This window comes from Streptomyces sp. NPDC002573 (assembly GCF_042889625.1).
GTDB classification, from domain to species: domain Bacteria; phylum Actinomycetota; class Actinomycetes; order Streptomycetales; family Streptomycetaceae; genus Streptomyces; species Streptomyces gibsoniae.
Genome location: NZ_JBIARC010000001.1, coordinates 58,461 through 75,758, shown reverse-complemented (window position 1 = coordinate 75,758; position 17,298 = coordinate 58,461). Strand labels below are relative to the sequence as shown.

The window sequence follows — 17,298 nt, the reverse complement described above, 5'->3', positions numbered from 1 at the left end:
CGGGAAACCGGTGGTGGGGGGCCGGTCAGTCCTCGTCCGCGATGACGACGTCCTTGTCGTTGAAGACCTCGACGATGAAGACCAGCAGGCGGCCCAGGCTGATCGTGTACTCGACCAGGATGTTTTGGGTGAGCCGGACCGTGCGGTCGTCACCCGTGGAGCTTATGGCGCGGGACGCGGGGAGGAAGGGGTCGCGGGCCAGTACGGCGATGCCCTTGTCGAACGCGGCCCGCTGCCGGTCGTCGAGGCGGTCACGGACCGTGGCGGCCTGCTCGGTGTAGAAGACCTGGTAGGTGCGCGTGCCGCCGGTCATGGCGCTCTCCCGTTCATGCGTCCGCTGCACTCGAGTGTAGGTACGGGGCCTGGTCAGCAGGGCCGCTTGCGCAGCTCCATCACGTAATCGTGTGGCGCTCCGGCCGACTCCGCCGCGTCCGCGACCTCGCCCAGGTAGCGGGCCGACGGAAGGCCGCCCTCGTAGCCGTTCAGGACGTAGGCCCAAGCCGTCTCCTCGCCCTCCAGTGTGTGCACGCGGACCCGTAGCCGGCGGTATATCTCGAGGCCCACGCCCTCCCAGCGGTCCAGGGAGTCCTCGTCCATGGGCGCGATGTCGTACAGCGCGACGAAGACCTGCGACAGCGGGTCCTCGACGATCGTCGCGAGGGCGCCCTCCCAGCCCATGTGCTCGCCCCCGAAGGTCAGCCGCCAGCCGTCCAGCCAGCCGGTGGCGCGCATCGGCGAATGGGGTGCGCGGCGGGTCATCAGCCGCGCGTCGAGGTTGCCGGCGTACGCGGCGTAGAGCGACATGGAGACGAGGGTACGACAGCGTCTCGACGGCCACTTCTGTAACAGAAGTACCAGCGGCCGCCCCCGGAGGAGACGTACCCCGAACGTGCGGGACAATGGGGTACGTGACTCGGATCGTGATCATCGGTGGCGGACCCGGCGGATACGAAGCGGCTCTGGTGGCCGCTCAGCTCGGCGCGGAGGTGACCGTCGTCGACTGCGACGGTCTGGGCGGGGCGTCGGTGCTGACCGACTGTGTGCCGTCGAAGACCCTCATCGCGACGGCCGAGGTGATGACCACCTTCGACTCGTCGTACCAGGAGCTGGGCATCATCGTCGCGGACGACACCCCGCCCCTGGAGCAGGCGGCCCGGGTCGTCGGCGTCGACCTCGGGAAGGTCAACCGACGGGTGAAGCGCCTCGCGCTCGCCCAGTCCCACGACATCACCGCGTCCGTCACGCGGGCCGGCGCCCGCGTCATGCGCGGCCGCGGCCGGCTGGAGGGCATGCAGGCCCTGGACGGGTCGCGCAAGGTCGTCGTGCGGGCCGCGGACGGCAGCGAGGAGACCCTCACCGCCGACGCCGTGCTCATCGCCACCGGCGGTCACCCGCGCGAGCTGCCCGACGCCCAGCCGGACGGGGAGCGCATCCTCAACTGGACCCAGGTCTACGACCTCGACGAGCTGCCCGAGGAACTCGTCGTCGTCGGATCCGGTGTCACCGGTGCCGAGTTCGCCGGTGCCTACCAGGCGCTCGGCTCCAAGGTCACCCTCGTCTCCTCACGCGACCGTGTGCTGCCCGGTGAGGACCCCGACGCCGCAGCCGTCCTGGAGGACGTCTTCCGGCGCCGGGGCATGAACGTCATGGCCCGCTCGCGTGCGCAGTCCGCCAAGCGGGTCGGCGACCGGGTCGAGGTCACGCTCGCCGACGGCCGCGTGATCACCGGTTCGCACTGCCTCATGGCGGTCGGCGCGATACCCAACAGCAGCGGGATGGGCCTGGAGGAGGCCGGCGTCAAGCTGCGCGAGTCCGGTCACATATGGACCGACAAGGTCTCCCGTACGACGGCTCCCGGCGTGTACGCCGCCGGTGACGTCACCGGCGTCTTCGCCCTCGCGTCGGTCGCCGCCATGCAGGGGCGCATCGCCATGTACCACTTCCTCGGCGACGCGGTGGCCCCGCTCAACCTGAAGACCGTCTCCTCGAACGTCTTCACCGACCCCGAGATCGCCACCGTCGGCTACACGCAGGCCGATGTGGACGCGGGCAAGATCGACGCCCGGGTGGTCAAGCTGCCTCTGCTGCGCAACCCGCGCGCCAAGATGCAGGGCATCCGGGACGGTTTCGTCAAGATCTTCAGTCGGCCCGGCACCGGGATCGTCGTGGGCGGCGTGGTCGTCGCACCGCGCGCGTCGGAACTGATCCATCCCATCTCGATCGCGGTCGACAACAATCTGACGGTCGAACAGATCGCGAACGCCTTCACCGTGTACCCGTCCCTGTCGGGCTCGATTGCCGAGGTGGCACGGCAGTTGCACACCCGGAGGGCGGGCATCGAAGCCTGACGGCCGTTCATGGCGTGACCGCAGGTCACAGGCCCTGGACACGGGGATCGTCGACGACACATACGGCAGGGGTGTCGGGAGTGGGCGCGTATACCACTTTCCGCCCTGTCGTGCGAACAACTTCTGTTATTCGGCGCAAACTGCTGAAAGCAGACGGTCGTTGGGGTTACTGTCAGTTTCGTGTTCGCTGCAGAACGTCGCCAATTGATCCTCGAAATGGTGCGAGCGAACGGTGCCGTGTCGCTCCGTGAGCTCGCCCGCGTCGTCCAGACCTCCGAAGTGACCGTACGGCGGGACGTGCGCGCGCTGGAGGCAGAAGGACTCCTCGACCGCCGGCACGGCGGTGCGGTACTGCCGGGCGGGTTCACGCGGGAGTCCGGCTTTCCGCAGAAGTCCCATCTCGCGACCGCCGAGAAGACCGCCATCGCCGACCTCGCCGCGGGCCTCGTGCAGGAGGGCGAGGCCATCGTGGTGGGGGCCGGGACCACCACGCAGGAGCTGGCGCGCCGGCTCGCGCGGGTACCCGGGCTGACCGTCGTCACCAACTCCCTGCTGGTGGCCCAGGCGCTGGCCCATGCCAATCGCGTGGAGGTCGTGATGACCGGCGGCACCCTGCGCGGTTCCAACTACGCCCTCGTCGGCAGCGGTGCCGAGCAGTCGCTCCAGGGCCTGAGGGTCTCCAAGGCCTTTCTGTCCGGGAGCGGGCTCACCGCCGAGCGCGGGCTGTCCACGTCCAACATGCTGTCGGCGTCCGTCGACCGTGCGCTGGTGCAGGCGGCCGCGGAGGTCGTCGTCCTCGCCGACCACACCAAGCTCGGTACGGACACGATGTTCCAGACCGTGCCGACGGACCTGATCACCCGGTTGGTGACGGACGAGCCGCCCCCGCACGACGACCGCGCGGCCACCGAGTTGCAGGCCCTGGCCGATCAGGGTGTGCAGATCGCGGTCGCCGGGGCGTCAGGAGGCGGTTCCCCGGGGGGCGACACGGCCCCGGCGGGCCGTCAGCCACGGCGTGACGTGGCCCTTCCCGGGCCCCGCCGGGGCCAGGTCGCCGGGGGCGGCCCGCAGTTGCGCAGCGCGACGGTCCTCGGAGAGCCGCCGGCGGGAGAGCGGCCACGGGTCGCGGATCTGCGCCGCCGCTAGGACCTAGGGGCTCGCGTTCCACCGCGCCCTCAGCCGTCCAGAGCCGACCGAGCGGCCGCCGCGGCGGCCGACAGACGGGAGCGCCCGGCAGGCCGGACAACCGGCCGCCGGGCGCTCCCGTCTGTCGTACCGGTGGTCAGTCCTTGATCTCGCAGATCAGGGCGCCGGAGGTGACGGACGCGCCGACCTCGGCGGTGAGGCCCTTGATGGTGCCCGCCCGGTGCGCGTTCAGGGGCTGCTCCATCTTCATCGCCTCGAGGACGACGACCAGGTCGCCCTCCTTGACCTCCTGGCCCTCCTCGACGGCGACCTTGACGATCGTGCCCTGCATCGGGGAGGCGAGAGCGTCACCGGAGGCCACCGGACCGGACTTCTTGGCCGCGCGGCGCTTGGGCTTGGCACCGGCCGCCAGGCCCGTGCGGGCCAGGGACATGCCGAGCGACGAGGGCAGCGACACCTCCAGGCGCTTGCCGCCCACCTCGACCACGACCGTCTCGCGACCCGGCTCCTCGTCGGCGTCCGCGTCGGCGACCGCCGTGAAGGGCTTGATCTCGTTGACGAACTCGGTCTCGATCCACCGGGTGTGCACCGTGAACGGCGCGTCGGAGCCGGTCAGTTCGGGGGCGAACGCCGGGTCCTTGACCACCGCGCGGTGGAACGGGATGGCCGTCGCCATGCCCTCGACCTGGAACTCCTCCAGGGCGCGGGAGGCACGCTCCAGCGCCTCCTTGCGGGTGCGGCCCGTGACGATCAGCTTGGCCAGCAGCGAGTCCCACGCCGGGCCGATGACGCTGCCGGACTCCACGCCCGCGTCCAGACGGACACCGGGGCCCGACGGCGGGGCGAAGCGGGTCACCGTGCCGGGGGCGGGCAGGAAGTTGCGGCCCGGGTCCTCGCCGTTGATACGGAACTCGAAGGAGTGACCGCGCAGTTCGGGGTCGCCGTAGCCCAGCTCCTCGCCGTCGGCGATGCGGAACATCTCGCGGACCAGGTCGATGCCGGCGACCTCCTCGGTGACCGGGTGCTCGACCTGCAGTCGGGTGTTGACCTCCAGGAAGGAGATCGTGCCGTCGTTGCCGACGAGGAACTCGACGGTGCCCGCGCCGACGTAGCCGGCCTCCTTGAGGATGGCCTTCGACGCTCCGTACAGCTCGTCCATCTGCGCCTGGCTCAGGAAGGGGGCCGGGGCCTCCTCGACGAGCTTCTGGTGGCGGCGCTGCAGCGAGCAGTCACGGGTGGAGACGACGACCACGTTGCCGTGGCTGTCGGCCAGGCACTGGGTCTCCACATGGCGGGGCCGGTCGAGGTAGCGCTCGACGAAGCACTCGCCGCGGCCGAAGGCGGCCACCGCCTCGCGGACCGCGGACTCGTACAGCTCGGGGACCTCTTCGAGGGTGCGGGCGACCTTCAGACCGCGTCCGCCACCGCCGAAGGCGGCCTTGATGGCGATGGGCAGGCCGTGCTCCTCGGCGAACGCGACGACCTCGTCGGCGCCGGACACCGGGTCGGGCGTACCGGCGACCAGCGGGGCGCCGGCGCGCTGGGCGATGTGCCGGGCCGCGACCTTGTCGCCGAGGTCGCGGATGGCCTGCGGCGGGGGACCGATCCAGATCAGCCCGGCGTCCAGGACGGCCTGGGCGAAGTGGGCGTTCTCGGAGAGGAAGCCGTAACCGGGGTGGACGGCGTCCGCTCCGGAGTCCTTCGCGGCCTGGAGGACCTTCTCGATGTCCAGGTAGCTGCTGGCGGGGGTGTCACCGCCCAGGGCGAACGCCTCGTCCGCCGCGCGGACGTGCAGGGCGTCCCGGTCCGGGTCGGCGTACACGGCCACGCTCGCGATCCCGGCGTCACGGCAGGCCCGGGCGACACGGACAGCGATTTCGCCACGGTTGGCGATCAACACCTTGCGCACGATGGCTCCCTCTCCTTGAAACAAGCCGAGTTTAGGGACTGCCGACACGACGTTTCGACCCGTCCCCAGTGGTGAGCTTGCCCACACGGAGCGTGAAACCAGGCTCACTCAACCTGTGAAATCCCTTGTCGCACCGCCGGACATGGGAATCCACCGGAAAACCCTAGCCCTCCGGTGTGGTCAAGGTCTCTATGAAGTAGTCCTGCCGCCGGTCGTGTTTCTTTGTGGAGTCCCTACTAATGGCCCAACGAAACTTTGCCCCCGTCGGACCTCTTGTCCCCTGGTTTACCCGTTAGTAGCGTTCGCGATGTCTCGAAGGTACTCGGAGTAACACGCAGCGCGCTCGAAGGTGGGTGGGGGCCGGTGGTCCGCAGACCGGTGGCATGGATCGTGGCGGTGGTCCTCGTTCTGGAGGCGTTCGGCATCGGGCTGCTGAACTGGTTCCTGGGCACGGTGGTGGACCGGCAGAACATGTCGCTCGCGGGGCTCGACCCGGATGCGATGTCCGCGTCGTCGAAGGCGGGCGGCATCGTCTTCGGTCTGTACTTCGCGCTGTGCGGGGTCGCCGCCCTGCTGGTGGCGGTGCGCGGCCGCGCCCCGTCCGGGTTCTGGCGCATCGTGCTGATCAGCGCCGCCGTGGTGCACGCCGTGCTCGCCGCGTTCACGGTGGGGCTGGTCGGCTGGGGCGCGTTCGCGTTCCTGATGGTCGTGTTCGGGCTGATACTGCTCACCCTCATGACGTACGACCGCCCGGGCGCGACGGACGGCCGCCAGGGGCAGGCCGGCCCACGGCCCGGGGAGGGCGGTCCCGGGGACGGCAAGAGCGCTCCGGGGGAGGCGGCGGGGCAGGGCGGACCGGCGCCGGAGAGCGGCGGACCCGCGCCCGTCACGCCCTGAGGCCTGCGCCTGTCACGCCCTGAGGTTCGCGCCCGTCACGCCCTGAGGCCTGCGCCCAAGCCGGGCCCGCGTGGCGGGCGCTCGCTCACTTCTCCCGCGGCGCCCACAACTCGGTGATCCCGACGCCCAGTTCGGCCAGCAGCCGGCGGACCAGGGGCAGCGAGATGCCGATGACGTTGCCGTGGTCGCCGTCGATCCCGTCGATGAAGGGCGCCGAACGGCCGTCGAGAGTGAAGGCCCCCGCCACGTAGAGGGGTTCGCCGGAGGCCACGTACGCGGCGATCTCCTCGTCCGTCGGCTCGCCGAAGCGGACGACGGTGGAGGCGGTGGCGGACGCGTACCGGCCGCTGATCGTGTCGTAGACGCAGTGGCCGGTCTGGAGGGTGCCCGCCCGGCCGCGCATCGACTTCCAGCGCGCCATCGCCTCCTCGGCGTCCGCGGGCTTGCCGAGGGCCTCACCGTCCAGGTCGAGCACCGAGTCGCAGCCGATCACCAGCGCGCCCTTCACCTCGGGCTTCGCCGCGACGACGGACGCCTTGGCCTCGGCGAGGGCGAGGGCGAGTTCCGCGGGGGTGGGGGCGGTGACGGCGTCCTCGTCGACCCCGCTGACGATGACCTCGGGGTCGAGCCCGGCCTGCCGGAGCAGTCCGAGGCGGGCAGGGGACTGGGATGCGAGCACCAGACGGCGGCGGGACTGATCGGTCATGCGCTCAGCGTATCGGCGTGTATCACCGGATGCCGATGACGATCATCGCCAGCAGGCTGGCCAGCGCCATCAGGACCCCGAGCCGCCGCAACATGTTCTGCATGTCGCGCAGTTCCTTCGGCGGCTCGTTCTCGGGGTCGGACCACAGCATGCCTTCGATCGTGCGTCCGGCGTGCGTCCGGGCGCCTGAGTACGCGTACTCAACTTCGGCCGGCCGGGGGTCCGGCCGGCCAGCGAGCCGCCCGGCCGGGGGTCCGGCCGGCCAGCGAGCCGCCCGGCCGGCAGATGCGGCCTAGTGCTGTGGCCGGAAAGGTTTGCCGGACAGCTCGCGGCGTCCGGTGCTGGGGGTGCCCCCACGCCTTTCAGGCAGTGGGGGAGCATCGCAAAGGCGGAGCATCGCCCGAGTACTGGATGTACTCGGGCGATGCGACAACGCGGCGAGGTGCCGTGCCGGGCGTCGCGAGCCGGTGAACCTTTCCGGTCGCAGCACTAGCCCGGCCAGTAGGTGCGGCTCCACGCCGTCGGGCCCGGCTGGGGCACCGGGTGGGCAGCGATGCGGGCCGGGTCGGCCCAGGAGTCCCTGTGCCGCGCCACGCCGGGCGGTATGGAGGCCGCCGCCGCGGCGCGGGCTCGGACCACCGCCAGTGCGGCGGCCAACTCCTCCGGGGTCGGATTGCCCCGTACGACCTTGATCGTCATGTCCGCTCCCAAGGGTCCCGGGGTTTACAGGGGGATGTTGCCGTGCTTCTTCGGGGGCAGGGACTCCCGCTTGGTGCGCAGCTGGCGCAGCGCCCGCACGACATGGCGACGGGTGTCGGACGGCCTGATCACCGCGTCGATGTAGCCGCGCTCGGCCGCGACGTAGGGGTTGAGGAGGGTGTCCTCGTACTCCTGGATCAGCCGGGCGCGGGTCGCCTCACCCTCTCCCGAGGCCTCCGCCTCGGCGATGGTGCGGCGGTGCAGGATGTTGACCGCGCCCTGCGCGCCCATCACCGCGATCTGGGCGGTCGGCCAGGCCAGGTTCACGTCGGCGCCCAGGTGCTTGGAGCCCATGACGTCGTACGCGCCGCCGAACGCCTTACGGGTGATCACGGTGATCAGCGGGACGGTGGCCTCGGCGTAGGCGAAGATCAGCTTGGCGCCGCGGCGGATGATGCCGGTGTGCTCCTGGTCGACGCCGGGCAGGAAGCCGGGCACGTCGACGAAGGTGATCACGGGCACGTTGAAGGCGTCGCACGTGCGCACGAAGCGTGCCGCCTTCTCGCTCGCGTCGATGTCGAGGCAGCCGGCGAACTGCATCGGCTGGTTGGCGACGATGCCCACGGGGTGGCCCTCGACCCGTCCGAAGCCGGTGACGATGTTCGGCGCGAACAGCGCCTGCGTCTCGAAGAACTCGCCGTCGTCCAGGATGTGCTCGATGACCGTGTGCATGTCGTACGGCTGGTTGGCGCTGTCCGGCACGACCACGTCCAGCTCGCGGTCCTCGTCGGTGACCGTGAGGTCCGCCTCCTCCGGGAAGACCGGGGGCTCGGACAGGTTGTTGGACGGCAGGTACGACAGCAGCTGCTTGACGTACTCGATCGCGTCCTTCTCGTCCCCGGCCATGTGGTGCGCCACGCCGGAGGCGGTGTTGTGGGTACGGGCGCCGCCCAGCTCCTCGAACCCGACGTCCTCGCCGGTCACCGTCTTGATGACGTCCGGGCCGGTGATGAACATGTGCGAGGTCTGGTCGACCATCACCGTGAAGTCGGTGATCGCGGGGGAGTAGACCGCGCCGCCCGCACAGGGTCCGACCACCAGGCTGATCTGCGGGATCACTCCGGAGGCGTGGGTGTTGCGGCGGAAGATCTCGCCGTACGCGCCCAGGGACGCGACGCCCTCCTGGATGCGGGCGCCGCCGGAGTCGTTGATGCCGATGACCGGGCAGCCGGTCTTCAGGGCGAAGTCCATGACCTTGACGATCTTCTGGCCGTAGACCTCGCCCAGCGCCCCGCCGAAGACGGTGAAGTCCTGGGAGAACACCGCGACGGGCCGGCCGTCCACGGTGCCGTAGCCGGTCACGACGCCATCCCCGTACGGGCGGTTCTTCTCCAGCCCGAAGTTGGTCGAGCGGTGCCGGGCGAACTCGTCCAGCTCGATGAACGAGTCCTCGTCCAGCAGCAGCTCGATCCGCTCACGGGCCGTCAGCTTGCCCTTGGCGTGCTGTTTCTCGACGGCGCGCTCCGAGCCGGCGTGCGTCGCCTCCTGGACGCGGCGCTGGAGATCAGCCAGCTTGCCCGCGGTGGTGTGAATGTCGATCTCTTCCGGCTCGGACATCGGGATGCGGCTCCCTGCCTGCTCAGTGGGGACGTGAGGGTGAGGTGCTACGAGAATGCTCAGAAGAACGAACGGTTACTCATCCGTAGCGTAGTGGGGTGCCTACCGATCGGCAGTGCGGCGTTTACCACACCTAGGGTGGCTTGCATGATGCCTCGAGATGCCTCAGACGAGAACCGTCCCGGGAACGACGCCGCAGGCGGTGGCGGCCGCTGGTCCGACCTGGAGCGGCCGCCCCTGAACGCCGTCGCGCTGCGCCGGGCGCTGGTGCGCGAGGGCGGGCTGTGGTCCGGGGTGGAGGTGGTGCAGCGCACCGGGTCCACCAACACCGACCTCGTGGCCCTCACCGCGGCCGGCCGGGCCGCCGAGGGCGCCGTGCTGGTCGCCGAGGAGCAGAACGCGGGGCGCGGGCGCCTCGACCGCACCTGGTCGGCCCCGGCCCGCTCCGGCCTGTTCTTCTCGGTCCTGCTCAGGCCCGTCGGCGTGCCGGTGGCCCGCTGGGGCTGGCTGCCGCTGCTCGCCGGGGTCGCCGTCGCGACGGGCCTCGCCCGGGCCGCGGGCGTCGACACGGCACTCAAGTGGCCCAACGACCTGCTGGTGACCGTGGGTGACGAGGAGCGCAAGGCCGGCGGGATCCTGGCGGAGCGCGCGGGCGAGGACGGGGTCATCGTCGGCATCGGCATCAACGTCACGCTGCGTGAGAACGAGCTGCCGGTGCCCACCGCGGGCTCGCTGGCGCTCGCGGGGGCCCGCGCGGCGGACCGCGACCCGCTGCTGCGCGCCGTGCTGCGCTCCCTGGAGGACTGGTACGGGCGGTGGCGCGCGGCGGAGGGCGATCCGGCGGCCTGCGGTCTGCAGGAGACGTACGCGGCCGGGAGTGCCACCCTGGGCCGTCTCGTCCGCGCCGAGCTGCCCGGCGACCGCTCCATCACCGGTGAGGCGGTGGCGATCGACAGCGACGGCCGGCTGGTGCTGGCGACACGGGACGGGGTGCAGGAGCCGGTGGGAGCGGGGGACATCGTGCATCTGCGCCCGGCGTGAGCACCGGCGAGTCCCCGGCGGCGGCTGTTCCTGGAGGAGTGAGCTACCGCACACCTGCCGTAGAGTTGACCGCGGTCGATACCTGGCCGTGGCAGATCGGAAGGGCAGCACGCGTGACCGTCGACGACGCGGGCTCGGGCACGGGCGTACACCCCGCCCCCGACGGTGGACCGGGGCGGGACGCGCACGCCGAGCCCGAGGAGAACCCCCTGGCGCTCCGTCTGGAGCAGCTCATCCTGGGGGCCGAGCGCCGGTACACCCCCTTCCAGGCGGCCCGGAGCGCGGGCGTCTCCATGGAGCTGGCGTCCCGCTTCTGGCGGGCGATGGGCTTCGCCGACATAGGGCAGGCCAAGGCGCTCACGGAGGCCGATGTGCTGGCCCTGCGCCGCCTGGCCGGTCTGGTCGAGGCGGGGCTGCTGAGCGAGGCGATGGCGGTGCAGGTGGCCCGTTCCACCGGGCAGACCACCGCCCGGCTGGCCGAGTGGCAGATCGACTCCTTCCTGGAGGGGCTCACCGAGCCCCCGGAGCCGGGCATGACCCGGACCGAGGTCACCTACCCACTGATCGAGCTGCTGCTGCCGGAGCTGGAGGAGTTCCTCATCTATGTCTGGCGGCGCCAGCTCGCCGCCGCGACCGGGCGGGTCGTTCAAGCCGCCGACGACGAGGAGATGGTCGACCGCCGTCTCGCGGTCGGTTTCGCGGACCTCGTCGGCTTCACGCGGCTGACCCGCCGCCTGGAGGAGGAGGAACTGGGCGAGCTCGTCGAGGCGTTCGAGACGACCGCGGCCGACCTGGTGGCCGCGCACGGCGGCCGGCTCATCAAGACGCTGGGCGACGAGGTGCTGTACGCGGCGGACGACGCCGGTACGGCCGCGGAGATCGCCATTCGTCTCATCGAGACGATGGCCAACGACGAGACGATGCCGGAACTGCGCGTGGGCATCGCCTTCGGCACGGTGACCACGCGGATGGGCGATGTCTTCGGTACGACGGTGAACCTGGCCAGCCGGCTCACCTCCATAGCACCCCGGGACGCGGTCCTGGTCGACGGCGCGTTCGCGGAGGAGCTGATCCGCACGAGCGAGGCGCCGGCCTCGGAGACGGAGGCCGCCGAGGCCGCCGCCGCGGCGGAGAAGGAAGGCGAGGAGCCGCCCCTGTACCGCTTCGCGCTCCAGCCGATGTGGCAGCGCCCCGTGCGTGGCCTCGGAGTGATCGAACCGTGGCTGCTGACCCGCCGCGAGGGGACGCCGTAGGGATCAACCCCCCAGCAACGGCAGCCCGTTGACACACAGCGCCACTATCGGGAGGCACACGCCCGCGGGGTTCTGCGTGGGGGTGGGCGTCTCGGCGGGAGCCGTCGTGGACGGGGCGGGCCGCGGCTCGGTGGGTAGCGGGGTCGCCGGGGAGCCGGGTGTACGGGAGGCCGTCGGCGTCCAGGGTGCCTCCGGGATGCCGGTCGGAGGATCGGCGGCGGTGGTCGCCGAGGAGGACGGTCCGGCGGAGGTGCGGCCGGCGGCCGTCGCGGACGGGCTCGCGCCCGCCGCCCGTATGACGGCGGTCGTGGTGGGGTGGTCCGCGCTCCTGCGCGGCGCCGTTCCCACCGTGGCGGCCGTGTCGGTGGTGTCGATACGGGGTTCGGCCTCGGCGGTCCCGCCCGAGCCCGTCACCCCCTCCGGAGCGAGGCGTACGAGGCTCAGGACCCCGGCGGCGAGGGCGAATCCGCCGATCGCGAGCGCCGTCCGCCGGGGGCGTGGCCTGCGGTGCCGGCCCGCGGGGCGGCACCGCAGGGGACCCGGAGGCCCGGGTGGGGTGGGCGTCGTGGTCTCGCCGGTGGCCGTGTCCGTCGTCATGCTCGTCCTCCCCGGTCTGCCCGCGCTCCCCCCGATGCGCCCTGGCGGTCGGCAGGTTATGTGCCGATCGGTGGGAGGCGCGGCGGAGAAGGGCTGAATGTCACTCGAAAGAGGTGGGGTGGCGCTGGGTGGCTCGGACCCGGTGAAGCCTCTCGGCGGCTTTCGCGGGACCGCTTCGGCTGCCATGATCGGACGGTCGGTAGTTAACCCGCGTTAACCGGGAGGGTGTCATGGCGGAGCAGGCGGACGAGCGGCGGTTCGGCGAGCACGTCGTCGTACGGCGGCACGGGTACGTCGCGGAGCTGGCGCTGGACCGGCCCAAGGCGATGAACGCGGTGTCCACGGAGATGGCGCGCTCGATCACCGCGGCGTGCGAGCACCTCGCCGCCGACCGGGACGCCCGGGTGACCGTGCTGACGTCGACGCACGAGCGGGCGTTCTGCGTGGGCGCGGACCTGAAGGAGCGCAACTCCTTCACGGACGCCGATCTGGTGCGCCAGCGCCCGGTCGCCCGCGCCGCGTACACCGGGGTCCTGGAGCTGCCGATGCCGACGATCGCCGCGGTGCACGGGTTCGCGCTGGGCGGCGGCTTCGAGCTGGCGCTGTCCTGCGACGTGATCGTGGCGGACACCACGGCGGTGGTCGGGCTGCCCGAGGTCTCGGTCGGGGTGATCCCGGGCGGCGGCGGCACCCAGCTTCTGCCCCGCCGGGTGGGCGCGGCCCGGGCGGCGGAGCTGATCTTCACCGCGCGGCGGCTCCAGGGGGCCGAGGCGCGCGGGCTGGGGCTGATCGACGAACTGGTCGCGGAGGGCCAGGACCGTACGGAGGCGCTCGCCCTCGCGGCCCGTATCGCCGCGAACTCCCCGGTGGGGCTGCGTGCCGCGAAGCGTGCCCTGCGGCTGGGCCACGGCCTGGACCTGCGGGCCGGGCTGGAGGTCGAGGACGCGGCGTGGCGTTCGGTGGCGTTCTCGGGGGACCGCGCGGAGGGGGTCGCCGCCTTCAACGAGAAGCGCACGCCGCAGTGGCCGGGGGAGTAGCACCGAGGCCGTGCGGGTCGCGCAGGGGCACGGGGCGGTCCGTGGTGCGGACCGGCCGTGGTGCGGCCGGACCCCTGATCGCCGCACTGATGTCTCATGTCGTGCTGATCGTCCCTAGCCTGGAGTCGTGGTCGAGGACAGCCGGCTGAGGGCCGTGGTGGCGCTGGCGCAGGGGATGGCGGCGGCGCACACCCCGCAGGAGTCCTGGCGGGCCGCCGCACTGGGTGCGTGCCGGGCCCTCTCCGGGAGTTTCGCCGCGCTCTCCGTGTGGGAGCGGGAGGGCGGGCGGCTGCGGGTCCTCGTCAACGTCGGGGACCGCGCGCCCGAGGAGGAGGAGTTCCCCGAGGACGAGTCGTACCCGGTGCACCAGTTCCCGGAGATCACCGAGTTCCTCCATGAGCGCTGGGCGGGCGGCGGCGGGCCCGGCGCCTGGGTGGAGAGCGCCCGGGGACTGGCCGCCACCGGGCACGCCGGGTACTCCCACCAGCGGGTCGCCGCCCTGCGCCGGCGCGGTCGCGGCTGCTGTGTCGTCGCGCCGGTCGTGCTGCACGGCCGCGCCTGGGGCGAGCTGTATGTCGCCCGGGCGACCGATGCCCCCGTCTTCGACCGCGCCGACACCGACTTCGCGACGGTCCTCGCCTCCGTGGTCGCCGCCGGGCTCGCCCAGACCGAGCGCCTGGAGGAGGCCCACCGGCTCGCCTTCACCGACGCGCTCACGGGCCTCGCCAACCGCCGCGCCGTCGATGTGCGCCTCGACGAGGCGATCGAGGGGCACCGCGGCGACGGACATGTGGTCTCGCTCGTCATCTGCGATCTGAACGGGCTGAAGCGGGTCAACGACACCCAGGGCCACGCCGTGGGCGACCGGCTCCTGGAGCGCTTCGGGTCGGTCCTGTCGCTGTGCGGCGCCATGCTGCCGGGCGCCCTCGTCGCGCGTCTCGGCGGCGACGAGTTCTGTCTGCTCGCGGTCGGCCCGCCGGCCGACGAGGTGGTCCGGGTCGCCGACGAGGTGTGCCGCCGAGCCGCGGAGCTGGAGCTCGGCGACGGCGTCGCCTGCGGGGTCGCCTCCACGGAGGATGCGATCGGCCCGGTCCACTCGGCCCGCAGACTGTTCCGGCTCGCGGACGCGGCCCAGTACCGCGCCAAGGCGCTGCGGGCCGCGAAGCCCGTGGTCGCGGGCCGTGAGGGGCCCGACGACCCGGTCGTACGCCTGGCCGACGCACCGCCTCCCGCGGCGGGGGAGCGCCGCCGTATCCGCGGTCGTCACTGAGGGTCGCCCGGGAGCGGGCGGTAAGGGGTCAACCCGCTATCCACTCGTGACGCGACCCCTAGTGACATCCCTGAATTCACTGCGTACGCTCCTGAATATGGATATGCACACTGTGGTGGTGGGGACGTCCGGCGTGACCGCGTCCGATGTGCTCGCCGTGGCGCGGGCGGACGCAAGGGTCGAACTCTCGCAGGAGGCCCTGACGGCCCTCGCGGCGGCCCGCGAGATCGTGGACGCGCTGGCGGCGAAGCCGGAACCGGTCTACGGGGTCAGCACCGGCTTCGGCGCCCTGGCGACCCGGCACATCAGCCAGGAGCTGCGCACCCAGCTGCAGCGCAACATCGTCCGCTCGCACGCGGCCGGGATGGGCCCGCGGGTGGAGCGGGAGGTCGTGCGCGCCCTGATGTTCCTGCGGCTGAAGACCGTCTGCTCCGGCCACACCGGGGTGCGCCCCGAGGTCGCGCAGACCATGGCGGACCTCCTCAACGCCGGCATCACCCCGGTCGTGCACGAGTACGGCTCGCTCGGCTGCTCCGGCGACCTGGCCCCGCTGTCCCACTGTGCGCTCGCGCTGATGGGCGAGGGTGACGCCGAGGGTCCCGACGGCGTCGTACGGCCGGCCGCCGAACTCCTCGCCGAGCACGGCATCACGCCCGTCGAGCTGCGCGAGAAGGAGGGCCTCGCGCTCCTGAACGGCACCGACGGCATGCTCGGCATGCTGGTCATGGCACTGGCGGACCTGGAGACGCTGTACAAGTCGGCCGACGTCACGGCCGCGCTCTCGCTGGAGGCGCTGCTCGGCACGGACAAGGTGCTCGCGCCGGAGCTGCACGCCATCCGCCCGCACCCCGGTCAGGGCGCCTCGGCCGCCAACATGCTGGCGGTGCTCCAGGGTTCGGAACTGACGGGCCACCACCAGGACGACGCGCCGCGGGTCCAGGACGCCTACTCGGTGCGGTGCGCCCCGCAGGTCGCGGGCGCCGGCCGGGACACCCTGGCGCACGCCCGCCTGGTCGCCGAGCGGGAGCTGGCGGCGGCGGTGGACAACCCGGTGGTGCTGCCCGACGGACGCGTGGAGTCCAACGGCAACTTCCACGGCGCCCCGGTGGCGTACGTGCTGGACTTCCTGGCCATCGCGGCGGCGGACCTCGCGTCGATCGCGGAGCGCCGCACCGACCGGCTGCTGGACAAGAACCGCTCGCACGGCCTGCCGCCGTTCCTCGCGGACGACGCGGGGGTCGACTCCGGTCTGATGATCGCTCAGTACACGCAGGCGGCGCTGGTCAGCGAGATGAAGCGGCTGGCCGTGCCGGCCTCCGCCGACTCGATCCCGTCCTCCGCGATGCAGGAGGACCATGTCTCGATGGGCTGGTCGGCGGCGCGCAAGCTGCGCACCGCCGTGGACAACCTGACCCGGGTGCTGGCCATCGAGCTGTACGCGGCGGCCCGCGCCGTGGAACTGCGCGAGGGGCTGACCCCGGCCCCCGCCAGCCGTGCGGCGATCGCGGCCCTGCGCGAGGCGGGCGCCGAGGGCCCGGGCCCGGACCGCTTCCTGGCCCCGGACCTCGCGGCGGCGGACGCCTTCGTGCGGGCGGGACAGCTCGTGACGGCCGTGGAAGGCGTCACCGGGCCGCTGGCCTGAGGGCCGGGGACCTGAGCAGGGACCGAGGGGCCGCCGCCATTCCGATGGCGGCGGCCCCTCGGCCTCTCAGCCGGCAGGCCCTAGCAGGCCTCCATGCGCTCGCGGCGCACCGAGTACGTCACGAAGCCCGCGCCGAGGCACAGGGAGAGGGCGCCGCCCACCACGTAGGGCGTGGTGTCCACGCTTCCGGTGTCCGCGAGTTGGGTGCCGGTCGCCGTCTCGTCCGTCGCCGTGGAGGCCGTCCGCGCGAAGCCGGTGTCCGTCGCGCCGTCCGCCAGGACGTTCCTCGTGGCGTCCTGATCCGTGGACGCCCGCGTGGAGACCGCCGGGTGGTGATCGGGTGCGGTGGGTGTCGCGTGGGCGGACGGGACGAACCACAGGGCACCCAGCAGGGTTCCCGCTGCTGTGGCGGTCAACAAGGTCCGGCGTGCGGTGGACGACGATCGACGTGCGGCGGACACGAAATACCGATCCCCCTGAGGCGCTTGCGAATTGGCCGTGTACAGCGATGCTAGTGAAAGGCGCGGGTCGTGGGAAAGTCGCGGCCCCCGTGGGCCGTACGCTCCCGCCATGAGCACTTCTGAGACATCACGTTTTGTCCGGCTCCGCGTGGAGCTGATCGTCGAGGTCGCCGATCCCGACGCCGTCACCAAGGCCGCGTTGCAGCGAACCGCCGAGGACACGGACATGCCCGAGGCGGAGCGCATGTACACCGAGACCGCCGTGACGGAGGACACCGCCGAGGCGCTCGCGTACCTCGTCGACCCGGCCGACCTGCTCGGCCCGGTGCCGGGGCTGGAGCTGGCCCAGGCGTCCTGGAGCAGCGAGCAGATCGACTACGACCCGGACTCGCCGGACTGGGTCCTCGACGAGGACGACGAGGGCGAGGGGGAGGAGTACTGACGCGCACCGACAAGGGGCCGGGCTCGACGGATGAGTCTTGGGACAATCGTGACCCCCGGGCGGCAACCGGCGCCCGGGGGTCCGTCGTCGCCAGCGGCGCTCTGCCGTGACCGGAGACGACGCGGGGTTGCCCGGGGACGGGTGGGGCAGACGCGGAGACGTGGTGTGGACCACATATCGGCCGGATGTGGAACGGGTCGAACCGGCCGTAGCGTTGAAAGTTCTTACGGGGG

General features: G+C 72.1%; 18 protein-coding genes. 9 read left to right on the top strand and 9 right to left on the bottom strand.

Annotation, left to right across the window (positions count from 1 at the left end; genetic code table 11):
• Positions 1-25 precede the first annotated feature (25 nt).
• Both ACFYX0_RS00360 and ACFYX0_RS00355 read right to left on the bottom strand, forming a co-directional pair.
• A complete protein-coding gene (locus ACFYX0_RS00360) occupies positions 26-313 on the bottom strand; it encodes a hypothetical protein (protein ID WP_311701182.1) in 288 nt (95 codons plus the stop codon).
• A 53-nt stretch (positions 314-366) separates the two neighbouring features.
• The gene (locus tag ACFYX0_RS00355) at positions 367-804 is read right to left on the bottom strand and encodes a gamma-glutamylcyclotransferase (RefSeq protein ID WP_388964730.1); all 438 of its coding nucleotides are present in this window, start codon (positions 802-804) and stop codon (positions 367-369) included.
• 95 nt (positions 805-899) lie between these two features.
• Here ACFYX0_RS00355 and ACFYX0_RS00350 point away from each other — a divergent pair, with 95 nt between their 5' ends.
• Together ACFYX0_RS00350 and ACFYX0_RS00345 are read left to right on the top strand one after the other, a co-directional pair.
• On the top strand, positions 900-2,348 hold the full coding sequence (locus tag ACFYX0_RS00350) for an NAD(P)H-quinone dehydrogenase (protein WP_388964727.1): 1,449 nt from the start codon (positions 900-902) through the stop codon (positions 2,346-2,348).
• 180 nt (positions 2,349-2,528) lie between these two features.
• The gene (locus ACFYX0_RS00345; protein WP_311701179.1) at positions 2,529-3,494 is read left to right on the top strand and encodes a DeoR/GlpR family DNA-binding transcription regulator; all 966 of its coding nucleotides are present in this window, start codon (positions 2,529-2,531) and stop codon (positions 3,492-3,494) included.
• 136 nt (positions 3,495-3,630) lie between these two features.
• On the opposite strand, the gene ACFYX0_RS00340 is transcribed toward ACFYX0_RS00345, so the two are convergent.
• On the bottom strand, positions 3,631-5,403 hold the full coding sequence (locus ACFYX0_RS00340; RefSeq protein ID WP_355919953.1) for a biotin carboxylase N-terminal domain-containing protein: 1,773 nt from the start codon (positions 5,401-5,403) through the stop codon (positions 3,631-3,633).
• Positions 5,404-5,766: 363 nt separating this feature from the next.
• Here ACFYX0_RS00340 and ACFYX0_RS00335 point away from each other — a divergent pair, with 363 nt between their 5' ends.
• A complete protein-coding gene (locus tag ACFYX0_RS00335) occupies positions 5,767-6,300 on the top strand; it encodes a hypothetical protein (RefSeq protein ID WP_388964725.1) in 534 nt (177 codons plus the stop codon).
• Positions 6,301-6,385: 85 nt separating this feature from the next.
• Here the strand turns inward: ACFYX0_RS00335 and ACFYX0_RS00330 are convergent, their stop codons facing one another.
• The 4 genes from ACFYX0_RS00330 to ACFYX0_RS00315 form a co-directional block, all read right to left on the bottom strand.
• The gene (locus tag ACFYX0_RS00330) at positions 6,386-7,006 is read right to left on the bottom strand and encodes a Maf family protein (protein ID WP_388964722.1); all 621 of its coding nucleotides are present in this window, start codon (positions 7,004-7,006) and stop codon (positions 6,386-6,388) included.
• 22 nt (positions 7,007-7,028) lie between these two features.
• Positions 7,029-7,157 carry a morphogenic membrane protein MmpB gene (gene mmpB / locus ACFYX0_RS00325; protein WP_355919944.1) on the bottom strand — a complete coding sequence of 43 codons (129 nt, stop codon included), beginning with the start codon at positions 7,155-7,157 and terminating at the stop codon, positions 7,029-7,031.
• 338 nt (positions 7,158-7,495) lie between these two features.
• Positions 7,496-7,705 (bottom strand): acyl-CoA carboxylase epsilon subunit, encoded by a 210-nt coding sequence (locus ACFYX0_RS00320; protein ID WP_355919941.1) that lies wholly within the window; start codon positions 7,703-7,705, stop codon positions 7,496-7,498.
• Positions 7,706-7,729: 24 nt separating this feature from the next.
• Positions 7,730-9,322, bottom strand: coding sequence for an acyl-CoA carboxylase subunit beta (locus ACFYX0_RS00315; protein ID WP_355919938.1), 1,593 nt, complete (start codon positions 9,320-9,322; stop codon positions 7,730-7,732).
• A 147-nt stretch (positions 9,323-9,469) separates the two neighbouring features.
• On the opposite strand from ACFYX0_RS00315, the gene ACFYX0_RS00310 reads away from it, so the two are divergent.
• Together ACFYX0_RS00310 and ACFYX0_RS00305 are read left to right on the top strand one after the other, a co-directional pair.
• Positions 9,470-10,363 (top strand): biotin--[acetyl-CoA-carboxylase] ligase, encoded by an 894-nt coding sequence (locus ACFYX0_RS00310; protein WP_388964720.1) that lies wholly within the window; start codon positions 9,470-9,472, stop codon positions 10,361-10,363.
• Between the two features lie 113 nt (positions 10,364-10,476).
• Positions 10,477-11,616, top strand: a complete 1,140-nt coding sequence (locus ACFYX0_RS00305; RefSeq protein WP_388964717.1) for an adenylate/guanylate cyclase domain-containing protein — start codon at positions 10,477-10,479, stop codon at positions 11,614-11,616.
• Between the two features lie 3 nt (positions 11,617-11,619).
• On the opposite strand, the gene ACFYX0_RS00300 is transcribed toward ACFYX0_RS00305, so the two are convergent.
• Complete coding sequence (locus tag ACFYX0_RS00300) at positions 11,620-12,213, bottom strand: hypothetical protein (RefSeq protein WP_388964714.1); 594 nt, start codon at positions 12,211-12,213, stop codon at positions 11,620-11,622.
• Positions 12,214-12,443: 230 nt separating this feature from the next.
• On the opposite strand from ACFYX0_RS00300, the gene ACFYX0_RS00295 reads away from it, so the two are divergent.
• The 3 genes from ACFYX0_RS00295 to hutH all read left to right on the top strand — a co-directional run bounded on the left by ACFYX0_RS00295 (position 12,444) and on the right by hutH (position 16,162).
• Complete coding sequence (locus tag ACFYX0_RS00295; RefSeq protein ID WP_355919925.1) at positions 12,444-13,250, top strand: enoyl-CoA hydratase-related protein; 807 nt, start codon at positions 12,444-12,446, stop codon at positions 13,248-13,250.
• Positions 13,251-13,377: 127 nt separating this feature from the next.
• The gene (locus tag ACFYX0_RS00290; protein ID WP_388964711.1) at positions 13,378-14,520 is read left to right on the top strand and encodes a diguanylate cyclase domain-containing protein; all 1,143 of its coding nucleotides are present in this window, start codon (positions 13,378-13,380) and stop codon (positions 14,518-14,520) included.
• A 103-nt stretch (positions 14,521-14,623) separates the two neighbouring features.
• On the top strand, positions 14,624-16,162 hold the full coding sequence (hutH, locus tag ACFYX0_RS00285) for a histidine ammonia-lyase (RefSeq protein WP_388965295.1): 1,539 nt from the start codon (positions 14,624-14,626) through the stop codon (positions 16,160-16,162).
• An 80-nt stretch (positions 16,163-16,242) separates the two neighbouring features.
• On the opposite strand, the gene ACFYX0_RS00280 is transcribed toward hutH, so the two are convergent.
• Positions 16,243-16,623: a hypothetical protein gene (locus ACFYX0_RS00280; RefSeq protein ID WP_388964708.1), complete on the bottom strand. Its 381-nt coding sequence runs from the start codon at positions 16,621-16,623 to the stop codon at positions 16,243-16,245.
• Between the two features lie 109 nt (positions 16,624-16,732).
• Between ACFYX0_RS00280 and ACFYX0_RS00275 the strand changes: the two genes are divergently transcribed.
• A complete protein-coding gene (locus ACFYX0_RS00275; protein WP_355919917.1) occupies positions 16,733-17,065 on the top strand; it encodes a hypothetical protein in 333 nt (110 codons plus the stop codon).
• The last annotated feature ends 233 nt before the right edge of the window (positions 17,066-17,298 follow it).

What these genes read in the sequence shown, in the direction of transcription:
- ACFYX0_RS00360 (WP_311701182.1), bottom strand. Translation starts at nt 313, where the DNA reads ATGACCGGCGGCACGCGCACCTACCAGGTCTTCTACACCGAGCAGGCC.
- ACFYX0_RS00355 (WP_388964730.1), bottom strand. Translation starts at nt 804, where the DNA reads ATGTCGCTCTACGCCGCGTACGCCGGCAACCTCGACGCGCGGCTGATG.
- ACFYX0_RS00350 (WP_388964727.1), top strand. Translation starts at nt 900, where the DNA reads ATGGGGTACGTGACTCGGATCGTGATCATCGGTGGCGGACCCGGCGGA.
- ACFYX0_RS00330 (WP_388964722.1), bottom strand. Translation starts at nt 7,006, where the DNA reads ATGACCGATCAGTCCCGCCGCCGTCTGGTGCTCGCATCCCAGTCCCCT.
- mmpB (WP_355919944.1), bottom strand. Translation starts at nt 7,157, where the DNA reads ATGCTGTGGTCCGACCCCGAGAACGAGCCGCCGAAGGAACTGCGCGAC.
- ACFYX0_RS00320 (WP_355919941.1), bottom strand. Translation starts at nt 7,705, where the DNA reads ATGACGATCAAGGTCGTACGGGGCAATCCGACCCCGGAGGAGTTGGCC.
- ACFYX0_RS00315 (WP_355919938.1), bottom strand. Translation starts at nt 9,322, where the DNA reads ATGTCCGAGCCGGAAGAGATCGACATTCACACCACCGCGGGCAAGCTG.
- ACFYX0_RS00310 (WP_388964720.1), top strand. Translation starts at nt 9,470, where the DNA reads ATGATGCCTCGAGATGCCTCAGACGAGAACCGTCCCGGGAACGACGCC.
- ACFYX0_RS00300 (WP_388964714.1), bottom strand. Translation starts at nt 12,213, where the DNA reads ATGACGACGGACACGGCCACCGGCGAGACCACGACGCCCACCCCACCC.
- ACFYX0_RS00295 (WP_355919925.1), top strand. Translation starts at nt 12,444, where the DNA reads ATGGCGGAGCAGGCGGACGAGCGGCGGTTCGGCGAGCACGTCGTCGTA.
- hutH (WP_388965295.1), top strand. Translation starts at nt 14,624, where the DNA reads ATGCACACTGTGGTGGTGGGGACGTCCGGCGTGACCGCGTCCGATGTG.
- ACFYX0_RS00275 (WP_355919917.1), top strand. Translation starts at nt 16,733, where the DNA reads ATGAGCACTTCTGAGACATCACGTTTTGTCCGGCTCCGCGTGGAGCTG.